Below are 25,682 nucleotides of genomic sequence, written 5' to 3'. Positions count from 1 at the left end.
CCTTCGCTGGTGCTATCGATTTCTGCGGTCCACGATGAGCAGGCGGAAACAATCACTCGATCCTCACCCACCCGGGAGTTGCACGCCATGCCGATCACCGAGCAATGGGAACTGCGCGCCGAGTTCGCGCGCCGCCTCTCGCATTTGTACGGGAAGGAAGTTCCGGCCTACACCTCGTTGCTCGCGGTGTCGCAGGCAGTCAACGACACCGTGTTGTCCGCCCTCGGTGCAGACGCCGAACGGCTGGGCTCCACCACAAGGGTCACCGCCGAACGACACGGCGCCATCCGAGTGGGGACCCCACAGGAGATGGCACAGGTCGCCCGGGTGTTCGCGGCGATGGGCATGTACCCGGTCGGGTTCTACGACCTGCGTGAGGCCGCGTCCAGTTCGGTGCCGGTCGTCTCGACCGCCTTCCGGCCGGTCGATCCGGAGGAGTTGGCCCGCAACCCGTTCCGGGTGTTCACCTCGATGCTGGTGCCGTCGGATCGCCGCTTCTTCAGCGCCGATCTGCAGCGCAGGCTGGAGAACTTCCTCGGCCGGCGCCGGCTGTTCACCGCCGAACTGCTGGTCCTGGCGGATCGGGCCGCCGAATACGGGGGCCTGAACTCCGGTGACGCGGAGATGTTCCTGACCCTGGCCACCGCGGCGCTCGAGCTGTCGACGGAGGCGGTCGACCGCGCCTGGTACCGCGAACTCGAGCAGGTCTCGTCGGTGGCCGCGGATATCGGTGGCGTCACCAGCACGCACATCAATCACCTGACCCCGCGCGTGCTCGACATCGACGACCTGTACACCCGCATGCAGGGCCGCGGTATCGAGATGATCGACACGATCCAGGGGCCGCCGCGGTGGGCCGGTCCGGATCTGCTGCTGCGGCAGACCTCGTTCCGGGCGCTGGCCGAACCGCGGGTGTTCCGCGAACCCGACGGCAGCATCGAGAAGGGTTCACTGCGAGTGCGATTCGGGGAGGTGGAGGCCCGCGGCATCGCCGCCACCGTCCGTGGCCGCGAGGTCTACGACCGGTTGACGGTCGAGACCGAGCAGGCGGTCCGGGAGGCGGCCGCCGCCGCGCCGGTGTCGGCCCGCGAGCGCAACACCATCGCCGCCGGGTTGTGGAATCGGCACGTGCCGGCCACCGAGCACGGCCTGGCCCTGCACGACCTGGCGTACTTCACGTACACGGTCGACACCGGCAGGCAACCGAACGGGCACACCCCGCCCCGGTCCCTGCCGGACCTGATCGACCAGGGCTGGGTTCGCCCGGAACCCATTGTCTACGAGGACTTCCTGCCGAAGTCCGCGGCCGGGATCTTCCAGTCCAACCTGACGTCGGACGGTCACAAGGACACCACCCAGTCGACGACCGACATCGACGCCGCCTGGATGGAAGGAGTCCTCGGCCGCCCCCTGCACGACCAGTACGACCTCTACGACGGGATCCGCCGCGAATCCCTGGCCGACGTCGCCGGCCGACTGGGAATCCGCGGACCCGTCGAAGAACCGAAAAACATTGCTACCCAAGGAGTCAAGTAAATGAGCACCGCTGTCACCGACACCGTGACCCTGCCCACCACCGAGGAACTGCGTACCCTCGCCCGCACCAGCCTGCAGCGGTGTGGGGTGGATCTGTCCATCCTGGACACCGACGCGAAGAACACGATCACCGCCCGCACCCCGGTCACCGGCGAGGACCTCTTCGACTACCCCGCCGCCGACGCCGCCGACGTCGAGGCCGCCATCGACGCCGCCCACGAAGCGTTCCTGCAGTGGCGCACCGTGCCCGGCCCGGTCCGCGGATTCCTGATCAAACGCCTCGGTGAGCTGCTCACCGAGCACAAGGAGGACGTCGCCCACCTCATCGGCATCGAGGTCGGCAAGATCCGCTCCGAGGCCCTCGGCGAGGTGCAGGAAATGATCGACATCTGCGATTTCGCGGTCGGGCTGTCCCGCCAGCTGGACGGGCGCACCATGCCGTCGGAGCGCCCCGGGCACCGCCTGATGGAGACCTGGCACCCGCTCGGTGTCGTCGGTGTCGTCTCCGCGTTCAACTTCCCGGCCGCGGTGTGGTCGTGGAACCTGGCGCTGGCGATCGTCTGCGGTGACTCGGTGATCTGGAAGCCGGCGCAGCTGACCACCCTCACCGCCGCCGCCTGCTCGGCACTGTTCGACCGCGCCGCGAAGGAATCCGGTGCCCCGGCCAACCTCAACGTCCTGGTCTCGGCGTCCGCCGCGGACACCCAGGCCCTGATCGACAGCCCGAAGGTGCCGCTGATCTCCGCGACCGGTTCCGAGCGGATGGGTGAGCAGATCGCTCCCCGCGTCGCCGCCCGCTTCGGCCGCGCCATCCTCGAACTCGGCGGCAACAACGCCGCGATCGTCACCCCGTCCGCAGACCTCGACCTCGCCACCCGCGGCATCGTCTTCGCCGCGGCCGGCACCGCCGGGCAGCGCTGCACCTCGATGCGCCGCATCATCGTGCACCGGGACATCGCCGACGAACTCGTCGGCCGCATCTCCGAGGTGTACGGGCGGCTGCCGATCGGCGACCCGTTCGCCGACGGCACCCTCGTCGGCCCGCTGATCGACGGCAAGTCGTACGCCAACATGGCCGACGCCCTCGACAAGGCCGTCGCGCAGGGCGGGCAGATCCTCGCCGGTGGCGCCCGCCGGCCGAGCAGCGACAACTCGTACTACGTCGAACCGGCGATCGTGCGGATGCCCGCACAGTCCGACATCGTCAAGGACGAAACCTTCGCCCCGATCCTCTACGTGCTGACCTACGACACGTTCGAGGAGGCCATCGCCCTGCACAACGACGTCCCGCAGGGATTGTCGTCGGCGATCTTCACCACCGACCAGCGGGAGGCCGAGCGGTTCATCGCCGCCGACGGCTCGGACTGCGGCATCGTCAACGTCAACATCGGCACGTCCGGCGCCGAGATCGGCGGCGCGTTCGGCGGCGAGAAGACCACCGGAGGCGGCCGCGAATCCGGTTCCGACGCGTGGCGCGCCTACATGCGACGCGCCACCAACACCGTCAACTACTCCCGTGAGCTGCCCCTGGCTCAGGGCGTCAACTTCGCCTGAACCGGCCCCTCAGCATTTCGAGAAGGAGCGCAACGATGTTCGAACTGATCGACGAGTGGGGTCCGGAGAAGGTCGTGTGCGTCTCCGACGCCCGCACCGGGATGCGCGGTGTGCTGGTCATCGACAACACCGCCCGCGGCATGGGTAAGGGCGGCACCCGGATGTCGACCACCGTCAGCGTCGGGGAGGTCGCCCGCCTGGCCCGCAACATGACGTGGAAATGGGCGGGGGTCGACCTGTTCTACGGCGGCGCCAAGGCCGGGATCTGGGCCGACCCGACCGCGTCCTCGAAGGAGGCGGTGCTGCGGGCGTTCGTCCGGGCCCTGCGCAACGAGGTCCCCGAGGAATACGTCTTCGGCCTCGACGTCGGCCTCACCGAGAAGGACGCCGCGATCATGCTCGACGAGGTCGGCGGCCGCGGCGGCGCCGTCGGCACCCCGCACGCGCTCGGCGGTCTGCCCTACGACCAGCTCGGGGTCACCGGGCACGGGGTCGCCGAATCCGCGGACGCCGCCGCGCAGGCCGTCGGGCTGGCCACCGGTTCGCTGAGCGTGTCGATTCAGGGCTTCGGGGCGGTCGGGGCCGCGACCGCGAAACGTCTGGCCGAACTCGGCGCCACCGTCGTCGCCGTGTCCACCTCCCGGGGCGGCCTCCACAACCCGGACGGCCTCGACGTCGCGCAGCTGCTGGCGCTGCGGGACGAATTCGGGGACGGACTCGTCGACCAGTACTCCGACGCCAAACCCCTCGCCGCCGGAGAGGAACTCTCGGTGACCGCGGACATCCTGATCCCGGCCGCGCTGCAGGACGTCATCGACACCGATCTCGCCCGCACCCTGCCCGCGAGGATCGTCGTCGAAGGCGCGAACCTGCCGAGCAGCCCCGACGCGCAGGCGGTGCTCTTCGACCGCGGCATCACCGTGGTTCCCGATTTCATCGCCAACGCCGGCGGTGTCGTCGCCGCCGCCGTGGCCATGGACGCCCGCTACTCCGGGATCCGGCCCGAACCCGCCGCGGTGTTCGACAACATCTCCGACAAGCTGCGCGCCTGCACCCTCGACACCCTCGCCGCGTCGAAGGCGCAGGGCCGCACCACCCATCACGTCGCCCGTGCCACCGCCCAGGACCGTGTGCGCGAAGCCATGGAACTGCGCGGGCGAGCACCCCGGACCGCCGCGTTCTGACGTCCGGCCGGTCACAACTTCACTACTCTCGAAGGAAAGAAGAGGGCGACATGAGCAAGGAACTTCCCGAACAGGCGTCCGTCGTCGTGATCGGCGGGGGCGTCATCGGCGCCAGCATCGCGTTCCACCTCGCCCAGTCCGGGGTGTCCGACGTCGTCCTCCTGGAGAAGGACGAACTGGCGTGCGGCTCGACGTGCAAGGCCGCAGGCGGTGTCCGCGCCTCCTTCAGCAACGAGGCCAACATTGCGATCGGTCTGCGCGGCCTCGAGGTGTATTCGCGGTTCGCCCAGGAATACCACCAGGAGATCGACTTCAGCCGCGACGGCTACCTGTACCTCCTGTCGGATCAGGCCAACGTCGACATCTTCACCGAAAGCGTTGCGCTGCAAAACCGTCACGGAGTTCCGAGCCGGATGATCAGCCCCGAGGAAGCCCAGAAGATCTCGCCGCTGATCGGCACCGACGGCCTCCTCGCCGCATCCTGGTCACCGGAGGACGGCAAGGCCACCCCGGAATCGGTCGTGATGGGATACGCCGCGGCCGCTCGCCGACACGGCGCCCGCATCATCCGGCACTGCGCGGTCACCGACATCGAGAGCACCGGCGGCACGATCACCGCCGTCGTCACCGAGCACGGGCGTATCGCGACCGGCACCGTGGTGTGCGCGGCCGGCGCCTGGTCGGCCGGGATCGGCGCGATGCTCGGGGTGAACATCCCCGTCGTCCCCGTCCGCCGGCAGATCGCCTTCACCGAACCGCTGTCCGAACTGCCCGACACGTCGCCGTCGCTGACCATCGACTTCCCGTCGAATTTCTACTTCCACCCCGAAGGCAAGGGCCTGCTGCTCGGCTGGTCGGACCCGGACGAGCCCGTGGGGTTCAACCTGAAATTCGAACTCGAGGACTGGCTGCTGGGCCTCGGCGCCATCGCCGAGGCCCGGGTGCCCGCCGTACTCGACTACGGCATCAGCACCGGCTGGGCCGGGCTCTACGAGGTCACCCCCGACCGCAACCAGATCATCGACCGCTCCACCGAGGTCGACGGCCTGCTCATCGCCACCGGGTATTCGGGCCACGGCTTCCTGATGGGACCGGCGACCGGGGAGATCGTGCGCGACCTCTACCACGGCCGGGAACCCGGATACGACATCAGCGCCTTCACCCTGGACCGCTTCGCCCGGGCCGGTATCGGCGCGGGTGAAACGAACATCGTCTGACCGCGGATCGCGCGACCGCGAGGTAGCCTGTCCGAGCAGGAAATCGACGTCTGGAGTAGTGGTGCCCACCTTCGATCCCGCGCGACCGGCCGAACCGGGACCGCACGTGGGGTTCGGCGGGGTCGAGGTATTCGACGCCAGCGAACACAACCTCGCCCACATCGACGTGTTCATTCCCCGGGACGTGATCGTCGCGTTCACCGGCGTCTCGGGATCGGGCAAGTCGTCGCTGGCGTTCGGCACCATCTACGCCGAGGCGCAGCGGCGTTTCCTCGAGTCCGTCACGCCGTACGCGCGCCGGTTGATGGATCAGATCGGCGCCCCCAAGGTCGGGGACATCACCGGGCTCCCACCGGCGGTCGCGTTGCAGCAGGCCCGCGGTCACACGTCCGTCCGGTCGTCGGTCGGCACCCTCACTCACATCTCGAACGTGCTGCGCATGCTGTTCTCCCGCGCCGGGACGTACCCGCCGGGCGCCGCGATCCTCGACTCGAACGCATTCTCGCCCAACACCCCCGAGGGCGGCTGCCCGGCCTGCCACGGGCTCGGCCGCACCCACGACGTCGACGTCGACGCACTGGTGCCGGACCCGAGCCTGAGCATCCGCGACGGCGCCGTCGCGGCCTGGCCCGGTGCGTGGCTGGGAAAGAACTACCGTGACATCCTCGACACGCTCGGAATCGACGTGGACCGGCCCTGGTCCGAGCTTCCCGCCGATCAGCAGAACTGGATCCTCACCACCGACGAACAACCCACGGTCACCGTGTCGCCGGTGCGCGACCCCGGAAAGATGGTGCGCGACTACCAGGGAACGTTCTCGAGTGCGCGCACCTACGTCCTGCACACGTTCGCGACGACGAAGAGCGCGGCCCAGCGGACGAAGGTCGGCCGCTATCTGGAGTCCCGCCCCTGCAGCGCGTGCGACGGCAAGCGGTTGCGGCCGGAGGCGCTGGCGGTGCGGTTCGCCGGCCTCGATGTGGCCGAGGCCGCCGAACTGTCCCTGGCGGAGCTGGCCGCGATCCTCGAAACCGCCGTCCTTCCTCGCGATTCCGCATCCTCCGATGCGACGGAGCAGGCCGCGGCGGCGTTGGTGGACAACCTCCTCGGACGCCTCGGCGGGCTGTCCGAACTCGGGCTCGGATACCTGAGCCTCGGCCGGTCGACCACGACGCTCTCGCCGGGGGAACTGCAGCGACTCCGGTTGGCCACCCAGCTGCAGTCGGGCCTGTTCGGGGTGCTGTACGTGCTCGACGAACCGTCCGCGGGTCTGCATCCCGCCGACACCGAGGCACTGGTCACCGCCGTGCGGCGACTGCGTGCGTCGGGGAACTCCGTCTTCGTCATCGAACACAACCTCGACGTGGTCCGGGCGGCCGACTGGATCGTCGACGTCGGCCCCGGGCCGGGAGAGCACGGCGGGCGGGTACTGTACAGCGGCGCGGTGGACGGTCTCGCGCAGATACCCGAATCAGTCACTCGCCGATACCTTTTCGACGCCGCCCCGCGCCATCGGCCACCGGACCGGCCGAGCGGGTGGATCGAGCTCGCCGGCATCACCATGCACAACCTGCGGGATCTGACCGTGCAGATCCCGCTCGGGGTGCTCACCGCCGTCACCGGGGTGTCCGGATCGGGAAAGTCCACCCTCGTCAGCCGGGTGCTCACCGACGTCGTCTCCCAGCACCTCGGCATCGACACCGATCCCGGCGCCGACACGTCCGGGGAGGAATCCGAGGACTTCACGACCGCGGTCGCGGACGCCCGCGACGGCAACTCCGAGCCGACGGTCGTGGCCACGCACGGGCTCGGGCACCTCGACCGACTGGTGCGGGTGGACCAGACCCCCATCGGCCGCACGCCACGCTCCAATCTCGCGACCTACACGGGACTGTTCGACGTGATCCGGAAACTGTTCGCCGCCGACCCCACGGCCCGCGCCCGGGGGTACCGGCCCGGCCGATTCTCGTTCAACGTCGCCGGCGGCCGCTGCGAGGAGTGCGAGGGAGCCGGGTCGATCACTGTCGGCATGCTGTTCCTTCCCGAAGCGTCCGCACCCTGCCCGACGTGCGGCGGCGCACGGTACAACGCGGACACCCTCGAGATCCTCGTCGACGGCCGCACGATCGCCGACGTGCTCGCGATGACGGTCGACGAGGCCCGTGCCTTCCTCGACCACGTTCCCGCGGCGACGAAGAGCCTGAGCATGCTGGTCGAGGTCGGTCTCGGATACCTGAAACTCGGCCAATCGGCCACCACCCTGTCGGGCGGTGAAGCGCAACGCGTCAAGCTGGCCACCGAACTGCAGCGCATCCGATCCGGCCACACCCTCTACGTACTCGACGAACCCACCACCGGGCTCCATCCGGCCGACGTCGACCGCCTCATGGAGGTGCTCCGCCGGCTCGTCGACGCCGGCAACACCGTCGTCCTGGTCGAACACGACATGTCCGTGGTGTCGTCGGCCGACTGGATGATCGACCTCGGGCCCGGTGGCGGAGACGACGGCGGTCGCATCGTCGCCGCGGGGCCCCCGGCGAGCGTCGCCGGGACCGCCGGCTCCGCCACCGCCACCTATCTCGCCCGGCATCTCACCCCTGCATAGGGGTGCCGCGCCTCTCGGTCTCGGTGTTCGCCTCGTCCGACACGTCCGACCCGTCCGACACGTCCGGCCCGTCCGACTCGGCCGACGAGCCGATCGGGGCCGCCGGGGACAGCGATTCTGCGTCGACGCCGGCCGATCCCATCCACCGGCGCACCTCGTATGCGATCAGGATGGCGATCAACGTCAGACCACTCATGAGGAACTGCGAGCGGGTGGTCGGCAGGAAGGCCATCGCGAGGATGACCGTGGCCATCAGCGCGATGGTGGCGTAGCTCAGCCACGGGAACAACCACATCCGGAGTTGCAGCGCCGCAGGATCTTCGCGCTCGAGCCGCCGGCGGAGCACCACCTGGGAGATGGCGATCAGGAGGTACACGAAGAGCGCGACCGCACCGTAGGAGTTGACGAGGAAGTTGAAGACGATGTCGCCCCACACGTATGTACAGGCGACGGAGACGTATCCGATGGTGGTGCCCAGCAGGATCGCGCGACGCGGCACGCCGTTGCGCGACAGCTTCGTGAAGAACGCGGGTGCGTCGCCGTTCCTGGTGAGCGCGAACAACATCCGGGACGTGGTGTACAGCGCGGAGTTCAGGCAGGACAGGACCGCGGTGAGGACGATGAAGTTCATGATCGTGGCCACACCGGGAATTCCGAGCACTTCGAGCACCGACGCGTACGGGCTCACACCGACACTCTCGGTGTCCCACGGCTGGATGGTGACGACGACGAAGATCGAACCGACGTAGAACGTCACGATGCGCGCGACGATCGACCGCATGGCCCGGGCAACAGCGCGTTTCGGCTCCTCCGACTCGGCTGCGGCGATCGTCACGATCTCGGCGCCGGTGTAGAAGGCGACGCAGGGGACGACCGCGGCGAGCACCGCACCCCAGCCCAGCGGGGTGAACCCTCCGTGACTCACGAGGTTGCCCAGTCCCGGTGTGGAATCGGGCCACAGCCCGGTGATCCAGAGGGCGCCCATCCCGAGGAACAGGACGATCGCGACCACCTTGATCGACGAGAACCAGTATTCGAACTCGCCGTAGGAGCGGGCGGAGACCATGTTGGTGGCCGTCAGCAGGAGCATCAGCCCCAGGCTCAGGAGCCACAGCGGCACCATCGGTACCCAGAGTTGCAGGATCCGGCCGCCGGCGATGGCCTCGACCGCGACGACGATCACGAAGAAGTACCAGTACATCCACCCCGTGGCGAAGCCGGCCCGACGTCCGAGCGCCTGACGGGCGTAGACGTAGAACGATCCGACCACCGGCCTGGCCACCGCCATCTCCGCCAGCATCCGCATGATCAGCAACGTGATGATGCCGGCGAGGAGAAACGAGACGATCGCGGCGGGACCCGCGCCACCGATGACGACGCCGCTGCCAACGAACAGTCCGGCACCGATCACGCCCCCGAGGGCGATCAGGTTCATGTGCCGGCGTTTCAGGCCCTTACCGAGACCGGAACTGTCGGTGTCTTCGGGAACGGTACTGTCCACATTTCCTCCAGAGGGCGTTGACCGAATGCGTGTGATCCACGTCACTTGTTTGGTGGATCAACTCACCCTACGACTCGGAAACAGGACCCGCCCAGAGCCAGATCGGAGGGGAGCGGAGGGGCCAGCGGCCGCTGCGCGAATTCGGTTCCGCGGGCTAGATCCGGGTGATCGTCGCCAACCACGCCGGGATGCCGTCCGCGGCGAACGTCGTCTCGATCCGGCTCGGCTCGACGGCCGCGACGGTCCACCCGCTGCTCCGGTCGAACGCGGCATCCAACTCGTCCCGCCCGACGGGATGCGGGCCGCTGTTCTCCGGGTCGATGTCGCTGAAGCACAACACGTACAGGGTCGCGCCGCGGTCGGTCACGGACGCGAGACTCGCCACGTAGTCGCGTCGCTCGTCGCCCTCGAACGTGTGGAACAGACCGCAGTCCAGGACCGTCTCGAACGTGCGACCCAGCCGGCCCAGTGCGAACGCGTCGGCCACCACGAATTCGGCATCGATGCCGCGCGCCCCGGCCTTGTCCCGTGCCATCGCGACCGCCGTCTCGGCGACGTCGACACCGAGAACCCGCAACCCCAGCGACGCCACATGAAGCGCGTTGTCGCCGGTCCCGCAGCCCGCATCGAGAACCGCACCGGTGAACGCGCCGGCCGAGGCCAGTTGCACGATCGCCCGCTGCGGTTGCCCGATGTCCCACGGCGCGGGGCCGTCCTCGTACGACGCGTCCCAGGGCCTGCCGGACTGCCGTTCGTGACTGGTCGGCTGCCGGCCGCGGAACGGATCGTCAGCGGGAGTGCCTGACCGCTCGGTCATCTGCATCCCTTCCCACGGCGACTGCTCTCGGCACCCCATCGTCGCACGCGTCGGCGGCGTGCGGCCCGTCAATCGAGGCAGAATTCGTTGCCCTCGGGGTCGGTCAGCACGATGTGGCCGCCCTGCAGCGGCGGCGCGGGCTCGAACCGTGCCACCCGGGTCGCGCCCAGGGCCACCAGTCGGGTGCACTCCGCTTCCAGCGCCGCCATCCGTTCGTCGCCCACCGATCCGGGAGCCGCGCGTACGTCGAGGTGAACCCGATTCTTCGCGGTCTTGCCCTCCGGCACACGCTGGAAGAAGACCCGCGGTCCGGATCCGTCGGGATCGATCAGCGCCGACGCGTCGTTGCGGCGCTCGGGGGGAATTCCCATCGCCGTGAGCGCAGCGTCCCAGGTGTCGAACCCGGGTGGCGGCGCCTGGATCCGGTAGCCGAGAACCTCGCCCCAGAAGCTCGCCAACGCCGCCGGGTCGCCGCAATCGAAGGTCACCTGGATTTCGCGAGCCATGAGTGCCGTCCTTTCGGGGATGCCGGTACCGCCCCGGGACGATCGCCCGCGGCAGGTCGTGAACCACACCCTGCCACGCTCGTAGGACAGCTACTGTCCTCGATCCACATCCGCCTCGTCCGGGATGCGCATCATGCGGAACGAGTTGAGGAGCCCGAGGAGACCGGCCAGGATCGGAACGAGCAACGCCACCTGCAGGGCGAGGGGTCGCGCGTCGGTGTTGATGCGGATGATCTCGTCCTGAATTGCGGGAGGCTGGTCGGCCAGCAGGCCTTCGAGTTGGGTGTTGCTCATGACTTCCGCGTCGTTCTCGAGCACCTGAGCCACGTGCTGCTGGTCTGCCGGCGGGAGGACGGTGCTCGATTGCGCCATCGCGGTGAACGTGAGGGACAACGTGGCGAGCATGATGGCCCCGGCGAACGCCAGCCCGAACGACAGCCCGAACGAACCCGCCGCCGAATTGGTGCCTGCGGCCTCGCTGACCCGCTCGTCCGAGATCGGGGCGAGCGTGTAGTTGTTGAGTTGCGACACCAGCAATCCCAGCCCCGACCCCGCGACGATCAGCGGGACCACCAGCGCCCAGCCGAACTCCGCACGCGGCACGATCGGGACCAGCGCCAGAACCCCGACCGTGAGCAGGACGAAACCCCACCGGACGATGCTGCTGGGGCGCCGATCGCCCGCCTTCTTCCCCGCGAGCAACGCCACCGCGAACATGCTCAGGGAGAGGGGCGCGAGAGACAGTCCCGCCTGCATCGCGTTGTACTCGAGCACCATCTGCAGGTAGATCGGCAACGCAATCATGGTGCCGCCCAACGCGATCTGCTGGAGCATCTGCTGGGTGATCCCCAACCGGAAGACCTTGGACGTGAACAGATCCGGGTCCAGGAGAGTCGGTTGGCCGCGCCGCTTGCGCCGCACGAGCCAGTACGCCAGCCCGGTCAGTGCGAGCGCGCCGATCACCAGCAGCGCGGCCACGGCCTCGCCACCCTCCTGCCACACCAGGATTCCCAGCACGATGCCGCCCATGCCCAGCACGGAGAGTGACGCACCGACCACGTCGACACCCCGCGGTCCGGTGTACGGCACATCCCGGACGAGTCTGATGCCCGACAACACGACCACAATGATGACGACCTCGAGGACGAACGCGATGCGCCAGGAGAGGTAGGTGGTGATGAACCCTCCGAGCAGCGGTCCGACGGCCGCGGCGATCGCGGCCGCCGCGCCGACGAGGGCGTACACCTTCTTCTGGGCGTCGCCTTCGAAGTTGCCGTGGATGAGCGACTGCATCGCGGGCAGCAGGAGTGATGCGCCGATTCCGCCGAGGACCGCCCAGAACACGATGATCGCCGTCAGGCTCTGCGCGAGCGCCATCGCCGACGCACCCACGGCGTAACCGAGCAGACCCAGCACGTACGCGCGTTTGCGCCCGATGAGGTCGCCGACCTTACTGCCGATCAAGATGAACGCCGCCGACACCAGCGCCTCGAGGGCGATGGCCGCCTGGACGCCGCTGACGGTCGTGTCGAGATCTCGAACCACCGACGAGATCGACACGTTCATCAGGGACGTGTCGACCACCAGGACGAACATGGCCATCGACAGCAGGAGCGCGAGCACACGTTGCCCGCCCGCCGCCCGCTCGGAACCACTCGTAGCCGATTCCGCGCTCATCGGACACCGGCGTGGATGTAAGACGGGTGCCAGGAAATCCGTGACATCACGGCCACCTCCTCGGGCGCACACCCGCCGTTCTCACGGCCGGTTCGACGTGAAGCGTATCGCGCCGTCAGGTGGTCGATGGCCCGTTTGGCCAGCGGCATTCCGCGGAGGTTCACATGGTGAGGACCATGCGATAGCGGGCTTTTCCTTCATCCATCGCCGCGTAGGCCTCCGCGGCCTGGGCCAGGGGCCGCTCCTCGATTCGCGCGCGCACCCCGGACAGGACCGCGAAGTGCATCGTCTCCTCGACGTCGCGTGCGGTGCCGGAGGGGTGGCCCGTCACGCTGAGGCCGGGGGTGATCAGCTGCAGGGGACTGATCGGCAGAGGGTCGGGGGTGACCCCGATGACGGTGAGTTCTCCGTGCGGAAGCAGCCCGCCGACCGTGTCACCCATGGCTTTCGAGTTCGCCGCGGTCGCCAGCACCACCGACACGCCACCGAGAGCCTGCAACGCCTCGCTGACGTCACCGGCGGTGGAGTCGATGTAGTGGTGGGCACCGAGTTCACGGGCGTCGTCACCCTTGTTCGCACCGCGTGCGATGGCGACCGTCTCGAAGCCCATCGCGCGGGCGAACTGCACACCGAGGTGGCCGAGCCCGCCGACACCGAGGATGGCGACGCGGTCGCCCGGCACCGCGTTGGTCTTCCGGAGCGCGTCATACGTGGTGACGCCGGCACAGCTCATGGGGGCGGCTTCCGCGAACGACAGCTCGTCGGGGATGCGGGCGAGCGCATTGGCCGGCGCTGTCACCGACTCCGCGTATCCGCCGGGATACTGCCAACTCGGGACCTGCAACTTTTCGCAATTGATGAAGAAACCCTTCCGGCACGGGATGCACTTGTTGCAGTGCCCACCGAACCAACCCACGGCCACGCGGTCGCCGACGGAGAAGTTGTCGACGCCGTCGCCGACCTCGGCGATGGTTCCGGCAATTTCGTGTCCCGGCGTCAGCGGCCACGACATGTCGGGGAATCCGCCGTTGACGAACCCGTGGTCGGTGCCGCACACCCCGCACGCGGCGACGGCGATGCGCACGTGGTCGCGGGGCGGCGACACGGTTTCGACGTCGACCAGTGTCAGCGGCTCGCCGGGGCCCTGGACGTGAACAGCCTGATGGGTAGGCATCTGCATCCTCACTGTCTCTGTGTTGTCGCGGTCCCGGTCACCCGAGCCGTCGTAGACCAGATTCCAGTCAAGCCCCTCGGCGGAACTCCTGACAAGAGTCGGCAGGTAACCACCGCACCGATGTCAGACGGTCTGCGGTCGGTAGGTGACCGTGGGATAGCCGGTGCCGGGGTCGAGGGTGACCGCGACCCGCACCCGGTACACCCTCTCGACGAGGGTCTCGGTGATCACCTTCGCAGGTCGGCCGGCCGCAACGATGCACCCGCGGTCGAGGACCACCACCCGGTCGCAGAACATCGCGGCCAGGTTCAGGTCGTGCAGGGCGATGTAGCTGGTGAGGGGCAGTTCGGCGACGAGCGACAGGATGTCGAGCTGATGCTGGATGTCGAGGTGGTTGGTCGGTTCGTCGAGGAGCAACTCGTCCGGCTGCTGCGCGAGGGCGCGGGCGATCTGGGCACGCTGGCGTTCGCCTCCGGACAGGGTGTGCCACAAGCGGTGTGCGTGCTCTGTCATGCCGGTGTGCGCGAGCGCGTCCTCGACGGCCCGGGCGTCCGCGGACTCGTCGCCGCCGAACAGCCCGCGGTGCGGGATGCGGCCGAGCCGAACCACGTCGATCACGGTGATGTCGACCTCGGTGTCGGCATGCTGATCGACCATCGCGACCCGACGGGCGATGTGCCGTCGCCGGAGTTGCCGAATGTCATTGTCGTCGAGAAGGACCCGGCCGAGGTCGGGTTCGGCGATCCCGCTGAGCAGTCGCAGTAGTGAGGACTTGCCCGACCCGTTGGGGCCGAGAAGCCCGATGGTCTCGCCCGGTGCCGGGTCGATCGTCACCCCGTCGAGGACGAGGTGTCCGCCGCGGCTCCAGCGGAGGTTTCGCGCGCGCAGCGTCATGGGCTCGTCCTCATGCGGAACAGGATGATCGCGAACGCGGGGACGCCGATCAGCGCGGTGACGACCCCGACCGGGACTTCCTGGGGCGCGAACACGGTGCGGGCGATTGCGTCCACCCACACCAGGAAGATCGCCCCGACCACGGCGGTGGTCGGGAGCAGCCGGCTGTGCCGGGGGCCGACGAGGAACCGTGCGGCGTGCGGGAGCACCAGACCCACGAACCCGATCGCGCCCGCCGCGCTGACGAGCGCCGCGGTGACCAGGGCGGTGATCCCGAGCAGCAGAAGGCGGATCCACCGCACGGACACCCCGAGTGCGGCGGCCGCGGTGTTGCCGAACGTGAACGCGTCGAGCGCCGACGACTGCGTCAGGCACACCACCAGGCCGGCCAGGGTGATCGCGCCGCACACGGCGACGTCGGTCCAGTCGGCGCCCGACAGCGATCCCAGCAGCCAGAACAGCACCCCGCGGGTCTGCTCGGCGTCGGCGGAGGAGATCACGATGAACGACGTGAGCGCGGAGAAGAGCTGTGTACCAGCCACTCCGGCGAGCACCACCCGGGAGGTGCCGCCACCGGCACCGCTCGCCAGCAGCATCACCAGGACGAACGCGATCACCGCACCGGCGAACGCGCCCGCGGACAGCGACACGGCGCCGGCACCGAGCCCGAGGACCACGACGACGACGGCGCCGGTCGAGGCCCCGGAGGAGATGCCGAGCACGAACGGGTCGGCGAGCGGATTACGCAGCAGTGACTGCATGATCGTCCCGCACAGGGCCAGCCCGGCGCCACAGACGGCGGCGAGGAGGGTCCGCGGCAGGCGGAGCTCCCACACGATGCCGTCCTTGATCCGGCTCACCCCGGACGTGCCGACACCCGCGTGCTCGAGCACCACCGCATACACGTCGCCGACCGACAGGCTGGCGGGACCGAAGGTGATGACCACCGCGATGGACCCGGCCAGCACCATCAGGGCGCCGAGCAGGAGCACCCCGAGCGCCGGTCCGGACGCGGCCCGTGCCGTTCGGTTTTCGCGTCGGGTCGCGGTCGTGGTCAGCGCGCCAGTCCCCACTGCTTCAGCGCGGCCGCCGTCTTCTCCACGCCGTCGACGGTGCGAATCGACGGGTTCAGGTCGGCGCCGTTGACCACGATGTACCGCTTGTCGCGGACGGCGGTGAGCCGCTGCGTGACGGGGTTCGACTCGAGGAACGCGATCTTGCTGTCGAGTGCGTCGCCGTCGATGCTGCGCCGGCTGAGGTCGGCGAGCACCAGTGCGGTGGGGTCGCGGTCGAGCACGCTCTCCCAGCTCACCTGGGGCCACTCGTTGGTGGTGTCGGCGAAGATGTTCTGCGCGGCAACCGAGTTGGTGATGATCCCGGACGAGCCGCAGCAGCCCGCCATGTACGGGGTCCTGGTGTCGGCGAACCAGAACGCCAGCGACACCCCGGAGGCCGTGACCTCACGGGATGCGGCGTCGAAGCGCTGCTGCAGTTCCGCGACGAACCGCTCGCCGCGCTCGCGGACGTCGAAGATGGCGGCGAGTTCCCGGATCTCCTTGTAGACGGTGTCGATGCGCAGCGGTTCGGTGCGGGCGCCGTCGGCGTTCACGCTCTCGTCGGTCTTGTCGACGCAGTCGGTCGGGGAGAGGTAGCTGGGCACCCCGAGCTGGTCGAACTGGTCGCGGTCGGCGACACCACCCGGGCCGAGAGTGCCCCCGAACGACGCCGTCACGAAATCGGGTTCGGTGTCGAGGACCACCTCGAAGGACGGTTTGTTGTCGGCCAGCCGCGCAACGCGGGCGTTGTCGCCGGCCAGGTTCTCGCGGACCGGGTCGGTCCAGGTGGCGGTTCCCACCATCCGATCCGCCAGTCCAAGGGAGAGCAGGATCTCGGTCGAGCCCTGGTTCAGCGACACCGCGCGCTGCGGCGGTGCGTCGATCGTGACGGTGTGGCCGCAGTTCTCGACGGTCATCGGAAAGGCGGACGCGCCCGGGGCCGCCTCCGACGCCGGTTCGTCCGGCGTCGACGAGCAGGCGGAGAGCAGCAGGATCGAGGCGGCAGTGAGGGTGACACCGAGACGGTGCCAGGACGTGCGCATAACGAGAAGAACTCCTTCATCAGGGCTCAGTCGCGGAGCCGAGGAACACCGAACTCGATCGGTGAGCAGTCGGACTCCGGCCCTGTTCGGACCGTCACCGTTGCGCGTCAGTCCCGGATTCACACCGGGTTCCCTCGCCGATCGTGGCCGCACGGACGGCCTCGCACACCATAGCCCCTGTGAGTACTTGTTAACCGCGGGCGGTTAACAAGTACTCACGGGTGTATTCGGACAGCGGTCGCCCGTCGACCGCGATGCCGTACGGGGACGTCCGGGACTTCTTCTACGATCGCGCTGACGGCATGCCGAACTGCCACGCACCGCTGCGGCACACCCGGGAATCCACAGCGCGTCTGCGACACTGGCGGCGGAGCGATGGTGCGCCGGGCGCCGCTGTCGTCACGACACGGGACTACGAGGGGGACCGCGAAATATGCCGGGGATGGACAGACACCTGCACGACACGCCGTTCTCACACCGTCACCGATTCGTGGCTCTCGCCGCCGGCATCGCCGCCGCGGTCGCCGTGGGGGCCGCACCGCTCGCCACCGCGCAGCCGGCTCCGGGTGGCGGCCTCGCCTGGGGGTCGTGCCCGGCCGAGTACGAGCGCGATCCGGCGGCCGATCAGTGCGCCTCGGTCACCGTTCCCCGCAATTACGCCGACCCCGCCGGCGGCACGATCGACGTGCTCGTCACCCGCCACCGCGCCGAGGATCCGGGCGCGCGCCGAGGCGTCCTGTTCACCAACCCCGGTGGGCCCGGCGGCGACGCGATCGGCTCGACCAGCATGTTCGCCGACATCCTGCCCGACGCCGTCCGCGCGCAGTGGGACGTGATCGGTGTGCAACCGCGCGGGCTCCCGTACGCCGGCGCCGTCGACTGCACCCTGACCCCCGAGCAGACGACGGCACTGGGTCTCGGCTTCGGCGGGGCCGCCACGCGGGCCGCATGCGAGTCCGCGGCCCCCGGCACCACGGCGCACCTGACGACCGAGAACACCGCGCGGGACTGGGATCAGGTCCGGCTCGCGCTGGGCGAGGACGTGATCGACATCTACGGCCTGTCCTACGGCACGATCCTCGGATCCACCTACGCGACGCTGTTTCCCCAGCACACCGGTCGCATGGTCCTCGATTCCGCCGTCGATCAGCACTGGCTGTGGAACGACGTGCTGTGGCAGCAGAACGACGGCTACAAGAAACGCTTCTACGACCTCATGGACTGGATCGCCGCCCACGACGACACGTACGGGCTCGGTGACACGCCGCTGAAGGTCTATCAGCGGTGGTCCGACCGGGTGGTCGAGGAGGCCGGCGGCAACCCCACCCTCGCGCCTCCGCCCGCCGAGGTCGGTGACGTGCCGCCCGGCCTCGAAGCCCTCGCCGACGCCTACCGCGGCGGGGTCGATCTCACCGGACCGGCCCGCGTCCAGTTCGAGGCGTTCGTGCGCAGCCTCGCCGATCCGTCGCACACCCAGATGTCGTCCAGCATCTACGTGATGACCCGTCAGGTGCTTCCCGCCCGCAACGGCTGGCCGCTCATGGCGCGGGTGATCCGGGACGGCGTCGGCGCGATACCCCAAGGCGTCGGAATGAAGGACCTGTCGGAGCAGGAGTTGGCGCGGATCGAGCAGTCTCAGATGATGCAGTCGCTCGTCCTGTGCAACGAGAACGGCGTCCCCGACCGCCCGGACCGCATCCCGGGCTGGCTCTTCTCCACCTTCGTCACCGGCGACCTCTTCGACCTCATCGGCTACGGCTACAGCGCCGGGCCCTTCTGCGCCGGTGCGCCGCCCGTCACCGCACTGCCCACGCTGAGCAACAGGGGGCTGGCGACGGCGCCGCTCGTCCTGCAGGGTCTGCGCGACCCGCAGACTCCCTATCTGGGCGGCGTGCAACTCGCCCACGACATGGGCGCGAACCTGGTCACCGTCGAGGGCGGAGATCACGGCGCCGGAATCCAGGGCGGAAACACCGTCGTCGACCAGGCCGTCACCGAGTACCTCGAGACCGGGCACACCACGGTCACCCACGCCCCCGAGGCGCCGATCACCGCACCACTCCTCGAATGAGGGATCGCTGCGTTTCACCCGGCACGGGCGAGGCGTGCAGCGCCTGACCGGGCCTACCGTCGAGAGTCGGACGGTCGTGCACCACCCGAGCCCACTCTCACGAAGGAATTGGCCATGATCGCAATCGGCGTGGTTCTCATCGTCATCGGCTTGATCGTCAAGATCTCGTCACTGTGGATCGCAGGCCTCATCGTCGGCGTCGTCGGTCTCGTCCTCCTGCTCCTCGGACTGCGCGGACGCAAGGTCGGCGGACGGCAGTACTGGTACTGATCGGGTCGACGGCTCAGCGGACGTAGTCCGCCCCCGTGATGTCGATCGTGGTTCCGGTTGCGTGCCGGGCGCGACCGGAGGCGAGGAAGGCGATCGTCTCGGCGACGTCCTCGGGTGGGGTGACCTCGCCGAGCGGTAGGGCGGCGGCCGCGTCGCCGGACACCGCGTCGCCGGCGAGGTCGGTGGCCACCCATCCCGGCGCGACGGCGTACGCGAGGATGTTCTCGCCTGCGAAGCCCCGGGCGACCCCCCGCGTGAACGCCAGGACCGCACCCTTGGCGGCGCCGTACGCCAGGTGGTCGGCGTCGTCACCGCGATGGGACGAGCGGCTGGCGACGGTCACCACGGCACCTCCGCCGTGTTCGCGGAAATGGGTGATCGCGTATCGGGTCAGATCGGCGGGCGCGGTGAGGTTGAGAGCCAAATTGCGGCTCCATCCCTCGCTCCACGCGGACTGGTCGTCGATCGGGGACGCGATCCAGGCGCCCGCGTTGTTGACCAGCACATCGATCCGCCCGCACATTCGCACCGCCTCGTCCCACACCGCGCGGGTGTCGGCGGGGTCGGTGAGGTCGCCCTGGACGAGGTGAACCCGCGTGCCACCGAGTTCCTCGGCGAGGGTTTTCGCCGCGCGCCTGTTCGACCCGTAGTGCACGACGACGACGCCTCCGTCCCGGTGGACCGCGCGGGCGGTGGCCGCGCCGATTCCCCGGGAGGCCCCGGTCACCAGTACCGCCTTTCCGGCGAGCGGGGCGGTCACGCGACTGCCTGTGCGCCAGTGATTTCCACGGCGGCGCCGCAGATGAAGGGGGCCTCGTCGGAGGCGAGGAAGGCCACGAGCGCGGCGACCTCCTCGGGGCGGCCGATCCGCCCGAACGGGACCTTCTCGTCGAGGTCGGCGACGGTCAGGCCCTTGCGGGCCAGGCCGGCTTCGAGCATCGGGGTGTGGATTTCGCCGGGGCAGACGGCGTTGACCCGGACACCCCGCGGGGCGTAGTCGCGGGCGAGGTTCTGGGTGAAGGAGACCACCGCGGCCTTCGAGACGTTGTAGGCGATGTGCCCCGGGGCGGGGTAAAGGCCCCACTGGGACGCGGTGTTGACGATCGCGCCGGTGCCCGCCTCGATCATCGCCGGCAGCACCGCGCGGCACAGGTGGAACATGGCGTCGACGTTCACCGCGAACGAGGCGGACCAGTCGTTCTCGCTCAGCGACAGCAGGTCACCGCGCCGGTTGATGCCGGCGTTGTTGGCCAGGACGTCGATGCGGCCGTGACTGTCCAGGACGTCCGCGGCGAGCGCCGTGCACGCCTCGGGGTCGGTGACATCGAAGACCCGGGCCTCGGCGCGCAGACCCCGCCCGGTGAGTCGATCGGCGACCGTCTTGGCGGCTGCGTCGTCGGCGTCGCACACGAGCACGCGGGCGCCCTCGTCGGCGAATCGGGTGCTGATCGCCGCACCGATGCCGCCGCCGGCGCCGGTGACGATCACGATCCGCTCGTCGAATCTACGGGTGGGCTGGGTTGGGCACATGGTCTGGCTGCTCCCCTTCGGTCGGAATGTGTCGGTGGTGGAGTGGTCAGAACCGGACTGCGTCGATGAACTTGTTGAGCTCGACGTTGTCGGACTTGGTGAAGGCGAGTTCGGGTGTGGTGTTCACCGCGATCTCGCCGTCCTGGAAGAACACCAGGCGGTCCGCGGCCTTCGACGCGAAGGCCATGTCGTGGGTGACCAGCGCGACGGCGATTCCCTCTTCGGCCTTCAGGCGCCGCAGCACCTCGAGGACCTCGGCGGCCACCGGCGGGTCGAGCGCGGACGTGATCTCGTCGCACAGCAGCAGTCGCGGCTTCATCATCAACGCGCGGGCGATGGCGACGCGCTGGCGTTCGCCGCCGGACAGCTGGGGGCACCGGCTGAGGATGTGCTGCTTCATCCCGACTTCCGCGAGCGCGGACTCGGCGCGGTCACGTGCTTCGGAGGCAGACATCCCGAGCCGCTTGCGGGGGGCGAGGGTGAGGTTGTCGAGGACGTTCATGTGCGGCCACAGGGTGTACGTCTGGAAGACCATGCCGACGTGAAAGCTCTTGTCGGACCACGCTTCGGTGCGCTGCCGGTCTTCGAAGACCCGGATTCCGTCGAAGTCGATGGTTCCCTCGTCGGGGTCGGTGAGACCGGCGAGGGCGCGCAACATGGTGCTCTTGCCGGATCCGCTCTTGCCGATGATGACGGTGATGTCGCCGGCATGCATGTCGAAGTCGACGTTGCGCATGATGGTGCGGCCGTGGAAGCTCTTCTGCAGGCCGCGGGCGGAGACGAGGACTTCGCCGATTTCGGTCTGGAACGGTGCGGTGGATTCGAGGGTTTTCATCGCTGGCCTCTGGTGTGGTTCGTGCGATCGATGGGGGCGGGGTGCGTGATCGTCATGCGGTCGCCACCCGCCGCCCGGGAATCATGCGGCTGAGGAAGTTCTGGCCGCCGGTCGCCCCGCGGGCGGAGTTCTGTTGCATGCGTCGTTCGAGGTTGCTCGTGGCCAGGGAGACCGGGAAGGCGACCGCGAAGTAGATCACCGCGGCGAGTGTGAAGACCTCCAGCGAACGGTAGGTCTCCGAGGAAATGGTGTTGGCGACGAACATCAGGTCGGCGACGGCGATCGTCGACACCAGCGCGGAATCCTTGAAGATCGAGATGTTCAGCGAGAGGATCACCGGCGTCTGCTGCCGAATAGCCTGGGGCACAATGATGTAACGCAGCTGCTGTAGCCGCGTCAGGCGCAACATCTGCCCGGCCTCGACCTGCTCGACGGGCACCGCCTGGAATCCGCTCCGATACGCCTCGGCCATGAAGGCGGTCAGATTCGCCGACAGGGCGATGATCGCCGAGGTGAAACCGGAGATCGTCAGGCCGGTGAGCGCGGGGAGGGCGTAGAAGATCCAGAAGAGCTGGACGAGCATCGGGGTGCACCGGAACACCTCGATGTAGGCCTGCGCGCCCCAGCGGACCAGTTCGATCTCCGACATGCGCGCGACCGCCACGGGGACGGCGAGGACCATGCTGATCGCGATGGTGATCACCGTGAGTTCCAGGGTGACGACGAGGCCGTGGAGCATCAGGGGGAACGCGTCGGCGACGACGGCCCAGTCGAATTCGTATCCGTTCATGACAGCCGTCCCTACTTCTTGACCAGATCGCCGAGATTGTCGATCTCGCGGTAGTTGACGTCCGAGTAGGCGCGGGTGAGTTGTCCACTCTCCCGGGCGCGTTCGATGGCGATGTTCACGATCTGCAGAGAGCGCGCGTCGGTGTCGGCGGGGATCCCGTATGCGGCCGACGCGGAGTAGATCGCCGGGTCGGGTACGACGATCTTCAGGCCGGGGTCGGCGAGTGTCTGCGCTTCGGCGGTCGGCAGATCGGTGAACTCGGCGATCACCCGGCCGGCCTGGACGGCGGAGATGGCGTTGGAGTAGTTGTCGACCGGCATGACGGTCAAGCCTGTTGCCTGAACGGCCTTTTCGGGTGCCGATCCCTGTGCGGTGACGACGGAACCGCCGTCGGACCTGATCTGCTCGGCGGTGGTGTGCGGCGAGTCCGCCTTCACCACGTACACGCCCTGATACTCGTAGACGGGGTCGGTGAACTGGATGGCCAGCGACCGCTCGACGGTGTAGTCGAGGTTGGCGGCGAAGTCGTAGCGATCGGCCTGGAGTCCGGCGACGATGTTCTTCCATTCGGCCGCCACCGGCTTCAACTCCACCCCGAGTTGATCGGCCAGATCCTGCAGCGGAATGAGGTTCGGGCCCCCGAGCGATCCGTCGGATCCCTGCACGGTCATCGGCGGGGCAACCGCCACGCCGACCCGCAACTCCCCGCGCTGCTTGATGTCGTCGAGGAACGAACCCTGTGGACCTCCGGCGCCGCCGGACGCCGATCCGCTGCTCAGGCCGGCCCCGAAGTAGCCGGCGGCCGCGGCGACGACGCAGATGCCGGCGACGGCGAGAACTCTGTTGGTGCTTTTTTGCATGAGGTGCCCTCTTCGTGTGCAGGGTGCAGGCGCCGTGTGAGTGCGGCGGCACTGTGTCCGAAATCCGAGGTCGGTGCGGCTTTCGCGCCCGAAGCGGGATGCTTTCCCGTCGCTCGGCTGGCCCGGAAGGCGGCCCGAGGTGTGATCTACGCCGCATTTCCGTCTACGTAAGATTGTCAGACGATCAAACGAAGCGCAAGGGGTCTGCGAAGGTTTTCGAGGACGGAGTCATTCCGCGGCCACAGCCGTCGGAGGTGTCCCGAGAGTCAGTCCGAGGACTCGGCAGCCGCCATCAGGGCGACCAATTCCTCGGCACTGTCGATGGTGTGCGCGACGAACGCTGCCCGGATCTTGTCGAGGTTGCGAGTCTGGATGGCGTCGACCAGCCGCTGGTGGACCTCGAAGGCGCGCTGCGGGTCCGACCGGGTGAACTGGTCCTGCGCGAGCGCGATCGTGATGTGGGCCTCGGTGACCGGCCACAGCTTCAGCAGGAGGTAATTCTCCGACGCCGCCCAGATGCTGCGGTGAAATCGCAGGTGAGCGTCGTGCTGGACGAGAGGGTCCGGATCGAAGGCGAGCCGCGCGTACTCGCGCCAGCTGTCCATCACCACCTCGAGGCGGCGTCCGGACGCGTCGGCGAGGACCGCGGTCATCGCCTGCATGTCGATCGCGACGCGCGCCTCGGCGATGTCGAGGAGTGCCTTCGCGTCGAGCGACGCCACCCGCAGGCCGCGGTACGGCTCCTGCACGAGCAGCCCTTCCTGGGCCAACTGGTTGAGGGCCTCGCGGACGGTCGGCCTGCTGACACTCAGGGACGACGAGAGCTGAGCCTCGGTGAGCTTCTCGCCCGGCTGCAGCGTGCCGAGCACGATCGCGCGCTTGATTTCGGCGATGACGCCGTCGCGACGGGTGGTCGAGGCAACCGGCAACAGCGCGGCGCCACCGCTCGGTGCCGCCGTCACGCCGCCGGTCGTGACCTGTGACTTCGCCATGATCCGCCTCGATCCAGTGGGAACTTTCCAGGACCCATTATGCATATTGCCTGACAATCGCGGAGCTCCGCCGGCCGTGAGTGCGGAGCGAGTCCAGAGACTCCCAGGTCACGCACGGGCGAAGCCCACCCGTTGACACCGGGCCCGGCAGTGCTTAGTGTTGCCCATCACAAGCGCAGATTGTCTGACAAACTGCAATTTCCACATCGTCGCGACCCGTTGGTTGCATCCGAGCGCCGATCGGCGCCGTCAGGAGGTTCGAGACATCATGCGAATCGTTGTTGTCGGAGGTGGTGTCGTCGCGTTGGCGAGTGCGTACCGTCTCGCCAAGGCCGGCTGCGAGGTCGTCGTGCTGGAGGCCAGGACCGCGGGGTCGGCCGCCACGCACGGCAACGCCGCGAAGATCGCGCTGGCCGAGAGCGGGCCGGTCCCGGCACCCGGCGTGATCCTGCAGGGGCTCCGGTGGATGCTCAAGCCCGACAGCCCGCTATACGTGAAGCCTTCCGTGGCACCGGATTTCCTCAAATTCATGCTCACCATGGCGCGGCACTGCACCGCCCGGGACTTCCGCTTCGGGCTGGAGACGCACCTGCGCCTGGCGTCGGACGCGAACGACCTGCTCGACGAATACACCCGGGACGGCATCGACTTCGAGATGCACAAGGCCGGTGTGCTGCTGGCCTTCGAGACCCGGGAGCGCTACGAGGAGCACTGCGGCTCCCTGAAGATCTTCGAGGGCTTCGGCATGCACCCGACCCACCTCGACCGTGACGGCGTGCGGGAGACCGAACCGGCGCTGAACGATCGGATCAAGCACGGCCTGTTCTTCGCCGACGACCGCCAGCTCGAGCCGGATTCGCTCACGCGCGCCCTGGTCAAGCGCTGCGAGGAACTGGGTGTCGAGATCCGGGAGAACACCCGGGTCCGCGAGTTCCAGCGCCGCGGCACCACCGTGACCGGGGTACTCACCGACGCCGGGGAACAGATCGCGGGCGACGCGTTGCTGCTGGCCGCCGGCGTGTGGAGTGGTCCGCTGTCGAAGGAACTCGGCGCTCCGATGCCGATCCGCCCCGGCAAGGGGTACAGCGTCGACTACAGCCCCGCGCCGATCCAGCTGAAGACGTCACTGACGCTCGAGGACGCCCGGGTCGCGGTCACCCCACTGAACGGCATGATCCGGCTGGCCGGGACCATGGAATTCGGCGGCTTCGAGGAGAGCGTGAACCAGACCCGGGTCGCCGCCATCCAGCGGGCGGCAGCCGAGAACTTCGTCGGCTGGGACAATCCACCCGGAGCCGCGGCACCGTGGGCCGGGTTGCGGCCGATGACGCCGGACGGCCTGCCGATCGTGGGCAAGTTCGGCAACCTCGACAACGCCTACATCGCCTCCGGACACGGCATGCTCGGGTTGACGCTGGCACCCGGGACCGCCGAGATCGTCGCAGACTCCATTCTGCACCAACGAGTTCCGGAAATCGCCGCGTCGATCTCGCCCAATCGATTCCTCACTCGTCGCGCCCTGCGCCGCGCCTGATCGACCTACCGCCGCAGACTCTCGGAGAAGGGGAACCGTT

Annotated in this window: 22 protein-coding genes and 1 riboswitch; of the genes, 8 read left to right on the top strand and 14 right to left on the bottom strand. The window is 68.7% G+C overall.

The features are described from left to right. The first annotated feature begins 87 nt into the window (after positions 1 to 87). The 5 genes from ACFTWF_RS04465 to uvrA all read left to right on the top strand — a co-directional run bounded on the left by ACFTWF_RS04465 (position 88) and on the right by uvrA (position 8,093). Positions 88 to 1,536 carry a VOC family protein gene (locus ACFTWF_RS04465; RefSeq protein WP_378460060.1) on the top strand — a complete coding sequence of 483 codons (1,449 nt, stop codon included), beginning with the start codon at positions 88 to 90 and terminating at the stop codon, positions 1,534 to 1,536. Further along, positions 1,537 to 3,090, top strand: coding sequence for an aldehyde dehydrogenase family protein (locus ACFTWF_RS04460; RefSeq protein ID WP_378460059.1), 1,554 nt, complete (start codon positions 1,537 to 1,539; stop codon positions 3,088 to 3,090). A 35-nt stretch (positions 3,091 to 3,125) separates the two neighbouring features. Continuing rightward, positions 3,126 to 4,274, top strand: a complete 1,149-nt coding sequence (locus tag ACFTWF_RS04455; RefSeq protein WP_378460058.1) for a Glu/Leu/Phe/Val dehydrogenase — start codon at positions 3,126 to 3,128, stop codon at positions 4,272 to 4,274. A gap of 50 nt (positions 4,275 to 4,324) precedes the next feature. After that, complete coding sequence (locus ACFTWF_RS04450) at positions 4,325 to 5,491, top strand: NAD(P)/FAD-dependent oxidoreductase (RefSeq protein ID WP_378460057.1); 1,167 nt, start codon at positions 4,325 to 4,327, stop codon at positions 5,489 to 5,491. 61 nt (positions 5,492 to 5,552) lie between these two features. After that, the gene (gene uvrA, locus ACFTWF_RS04445; RefSeq protein WP_378460056.1) at positions 5,553 to 8,093 is read left to right on the top strand and encodes an excinuclease ABC subunit UvrA; all 2,541 of its coding nucleotides are present in this window, start codon (positions 5,553 to 5,555) and stop codon (positions 8,091 to 8,093) included. Here the strand turns inward: uvrA and ACFTWF_RS04440 are convergent. The 8 genes from ACFTWF_RS04440 to ACFTWF_RS04405 all read right to left on the bottom strand — a co-directional run bounded on the left by ACFTWF_RS04440 (position 8,080) and on the right by ACFTWF_RS04405 (position 16,760). Continuing rightward, positions 8,080 to 9,594, bottom strand: coding sequence for an amino acid permease (locus tag ACFTWF_RS04440; protein WP_378460055.1), 1,515 nt, complete (start codon positions 9,592 to 9,594; stop codon positions 8,080 to 8,082). The two genes, uvrA and ACFTWF_RS04440, sit on opposite strands and share 14 nt — an antisense overlap. Positions 9,595 to 9,748: 154 nt before the next feature. Then, positions 9,749 to 10,411: a class I SAM-dependent methyltransferase gene (locus tag ACFTWF_RS04435; protein ID WP_378460054.1), complete on the bottom strand. Its 663-nt coding sequence runs from the start codon at positions 10,409 to 10,411 to the stop codon at positions 9,749 to 9,751. Between the two features lie 68 nt (positions 10,412 to 10,479). Next, complete coding sequence (locus ACFTWF_RS04430; protein ID WP_378460053.1) at positions 10,480 to 10,917, bottom strand: VOC family protein; 438 nt, start codon at positions 10,915 to 10,917, stop codon at positions 10,480 to 10,482. Positions 10,918 to 11,007: 90 nt separating this feature from the next. Continuing rightward, the gene (locus ACFTWF_RS04425) at positions 11,008 to 12,594 is read right to left on the bottom strand and encodes an MFS transporter (RefSeq protein WP_378460052.1); all 1,587 of its coding nucleotides are present in this window, start codon (positions 12,592 to 12,594) and stop codon (positions 11,008 to 11,010) included. Between the two features lie 160 nt (positions 12,595 to 12,754). Beyond that, positions 12,755 to 13,768: an alcohol dehydrogenase catalytic domain-containing protein gene (locus ACFTWF_RS04420; RefSeq protein ID WP_378460051.1), complete on the bottom strand. Its 1,014-nt coding sequence runs from the start codon at positions 13,766 to 13,768 to the stop codon at positions 12,755 to 12,757. Between the two features lie 123 nt (positions 13,769 to 13,891). Beyond that, complete coding sequence (locus ACFTWF_RS04415) at positions 13,892 to 14,662, bottom strand: ABC transporter ATP-binding protein (protein WP_378460050.1); 771 nt, start codon at positions 14,660 to 14,662, stop codon at positions 13,892 to 13,894. Then, complete coding sequence (locus tag ACFTWF_RS04410) at positions 14,659 to 15,633, bottom strand: FecCD family ABC transporter permease (RefSeq protein WP_378460211.1); 975 nt, start codon at positions 15,631 to 15,633, stop codon at positions 14,659 to 14,661. Before ACFTWF_RS04410 ends, ACFTWF_RS04415 begins: the two co-directional genes overlap by 4 nt. An 83-nt stretch (positions 15,634 to 15,716) precedes the next feature. Continuing rightward, complete coding sequence (locus tag ACFTWF_RS04405; protein ID WP_378460049.1) at positions 15,717 to 16,760, bottom strand: ABC transporter substrate-binding protein; 1,044 nt, start codon at positions 16,758 to 16,760, stop codon at positions 15,717 to 15,719. A 49-nt stretch (positions 16,761 to 16,809) separates the two neighbouring features. Beyond that, a riboswitch (cobalamin riboswitch) is annotated at positions 16,810 to 16,936 on the bottom strand. Between the two features lie 257 nt (positions 16,937 to 17,193). Between ACFTWF_RS04405 and ACFTWF_RS04400 the strand changes: the two genes are divergently transcribed. Both ACFTWF_RS04400 and ACFTWF_RS04395 read left to right on the top strand, forming a co-directional pair. Next, positions 17,194 to 18,831 carry an alpha/beta fold hydrolase gene (locus ACFTWF_RS04400; protein ID WP_378460048.1) on the top strand — a complete coding sequence of 546 codons (1,638 nt, stop codon included), beginning with the start codon at positions 17,194 to 17,196 and terminating at the stop codon, positions 18,829 to 18,831. Between the two features lie 114 nt (positions 18,832 to 18,945). Further along, a complete protein-coding gene (locus tag ACFTWF_RS04395) occupies positions 18,946 to 19,101 on the top strand; it encodes a hypothetical protein (RefSeq protein WP_185726620.1) in 156 nt (51 codons plus the stop codon). A 13-nt stretch (positions 19,102 to 19,114) separates the two neighbouring features. Here the strand turns inward: ACFTWF_RS04395 and ACFTWF_RS04390 are convergent, their stop codons facing one another. The 6 genes from ACFTWF_RS04390 to ACFTWF_RS04365 form a co-directional block, all read right to left on the bottom strand. Further along, a complete protein-coding gene (locus ACFTWF_RS04390; RefSeq protein WP_378460047.1) occupies positions 19,115 to 19,861 on the bottom strand; it encodes an SDR family NAD(P)-dependent oxidoreductase in 747 nt (248 codons plus the stop codon). After that, positions 19,858 to 20,631, bottom strand: a complete 774-nt coding sequence (locus ACFTWF_RS04385; RefSeq protein ID WP_378460046.1) for an SDR family NAD(P)-dependent oxidoreductase — start codon at positions 20,629 to 20,631, stop codon at positions 19,858 to 19,860. Before ACFTWF_RS04385 ends, ACFTWF_RS04390 begins: the two co-directional genes overlap by 4 nt. Before the next feature lie 46 nt (positions 20,632 to 20,677). Beyond that, on the bottom strand, positions 20,678 to 21,466 hold the full coding sequence (locus ACFTWF_RS04380; RefSeq protein ID WP_378460045.1) for an amino acid ABC transporter ATP-binding protein: 789 nt from the start codon (positions 21,464 to 21,466) through the stop codon (positions 20,678 to 20,680). A gap of 52 nt (positions 21,467 to 21,518) precedes the next feature. After that, a complete protein-coding gene (locus ACFTWF_RS04375; protein WP_378460044.1) occupies positions 21,519 to 22,256 on the bottom strand; it encodes an amino acid ABC transporter permease in 738 nt (245 codons plus the stop codon). Positions 22,257 to 22,267: 11 nt separating this feature from the next. Further along, entirely contained in the window at positions 22,268 to 23,116 is an 849-nt protein-coding gene (locus tag ACFTWF_RS04370; RefSeq protein WP_378460043.1) for a substrate-binding periplasmic protein, read from the bottom strand. Between the two features lie 266 nt (positions 23,117 to 23,382). Continuing rightward, positions 23,383 to 24,108, bottom strand: coding sequence for a GntR family transcriptional regulator (locus tag ACFTWF_RS04365; RefSeq protein WP_378460042.1), 726 nt, complete (start codon positions 24,106 to 24,108; stop codon positions 23,383 to 23,385). Positions 24,109 to 24,376: 268 nt separating this feature from the next. Between ACFTWF_RS04365 and ACFTWF_RS04360 the strand changes: the two genes are divergently transcribed. Continuing rightward, positions 24,377 to 25,642, top strand: coding sequence for an NAD(P)/FAD-dependent oxidoreductase (locus ACFTWF_RS04360; RefSeq protein WP_378460041.1), 1,266 nt, complete (start codon positions 24,377 to 24,379; stop codon positions 25,640 to 25,642). Positions 25,643 to 25,682 lie beyond the last annotated feature (40 nt).

Source organism: Rhodococcus sp. NPDC056960, from assembly GCF_042674125.1.
Taxonomy (GTDB): Bacteria; Actinomycetota; Actinomycetes; order Mycobacteriales; family Mycobacteriaceae; genus Rhodococcus_F.
Note: the sequence above shows the minus strand (reverse complement) of the source record. Positions and strands in the feature narration are given on the sequence as shown.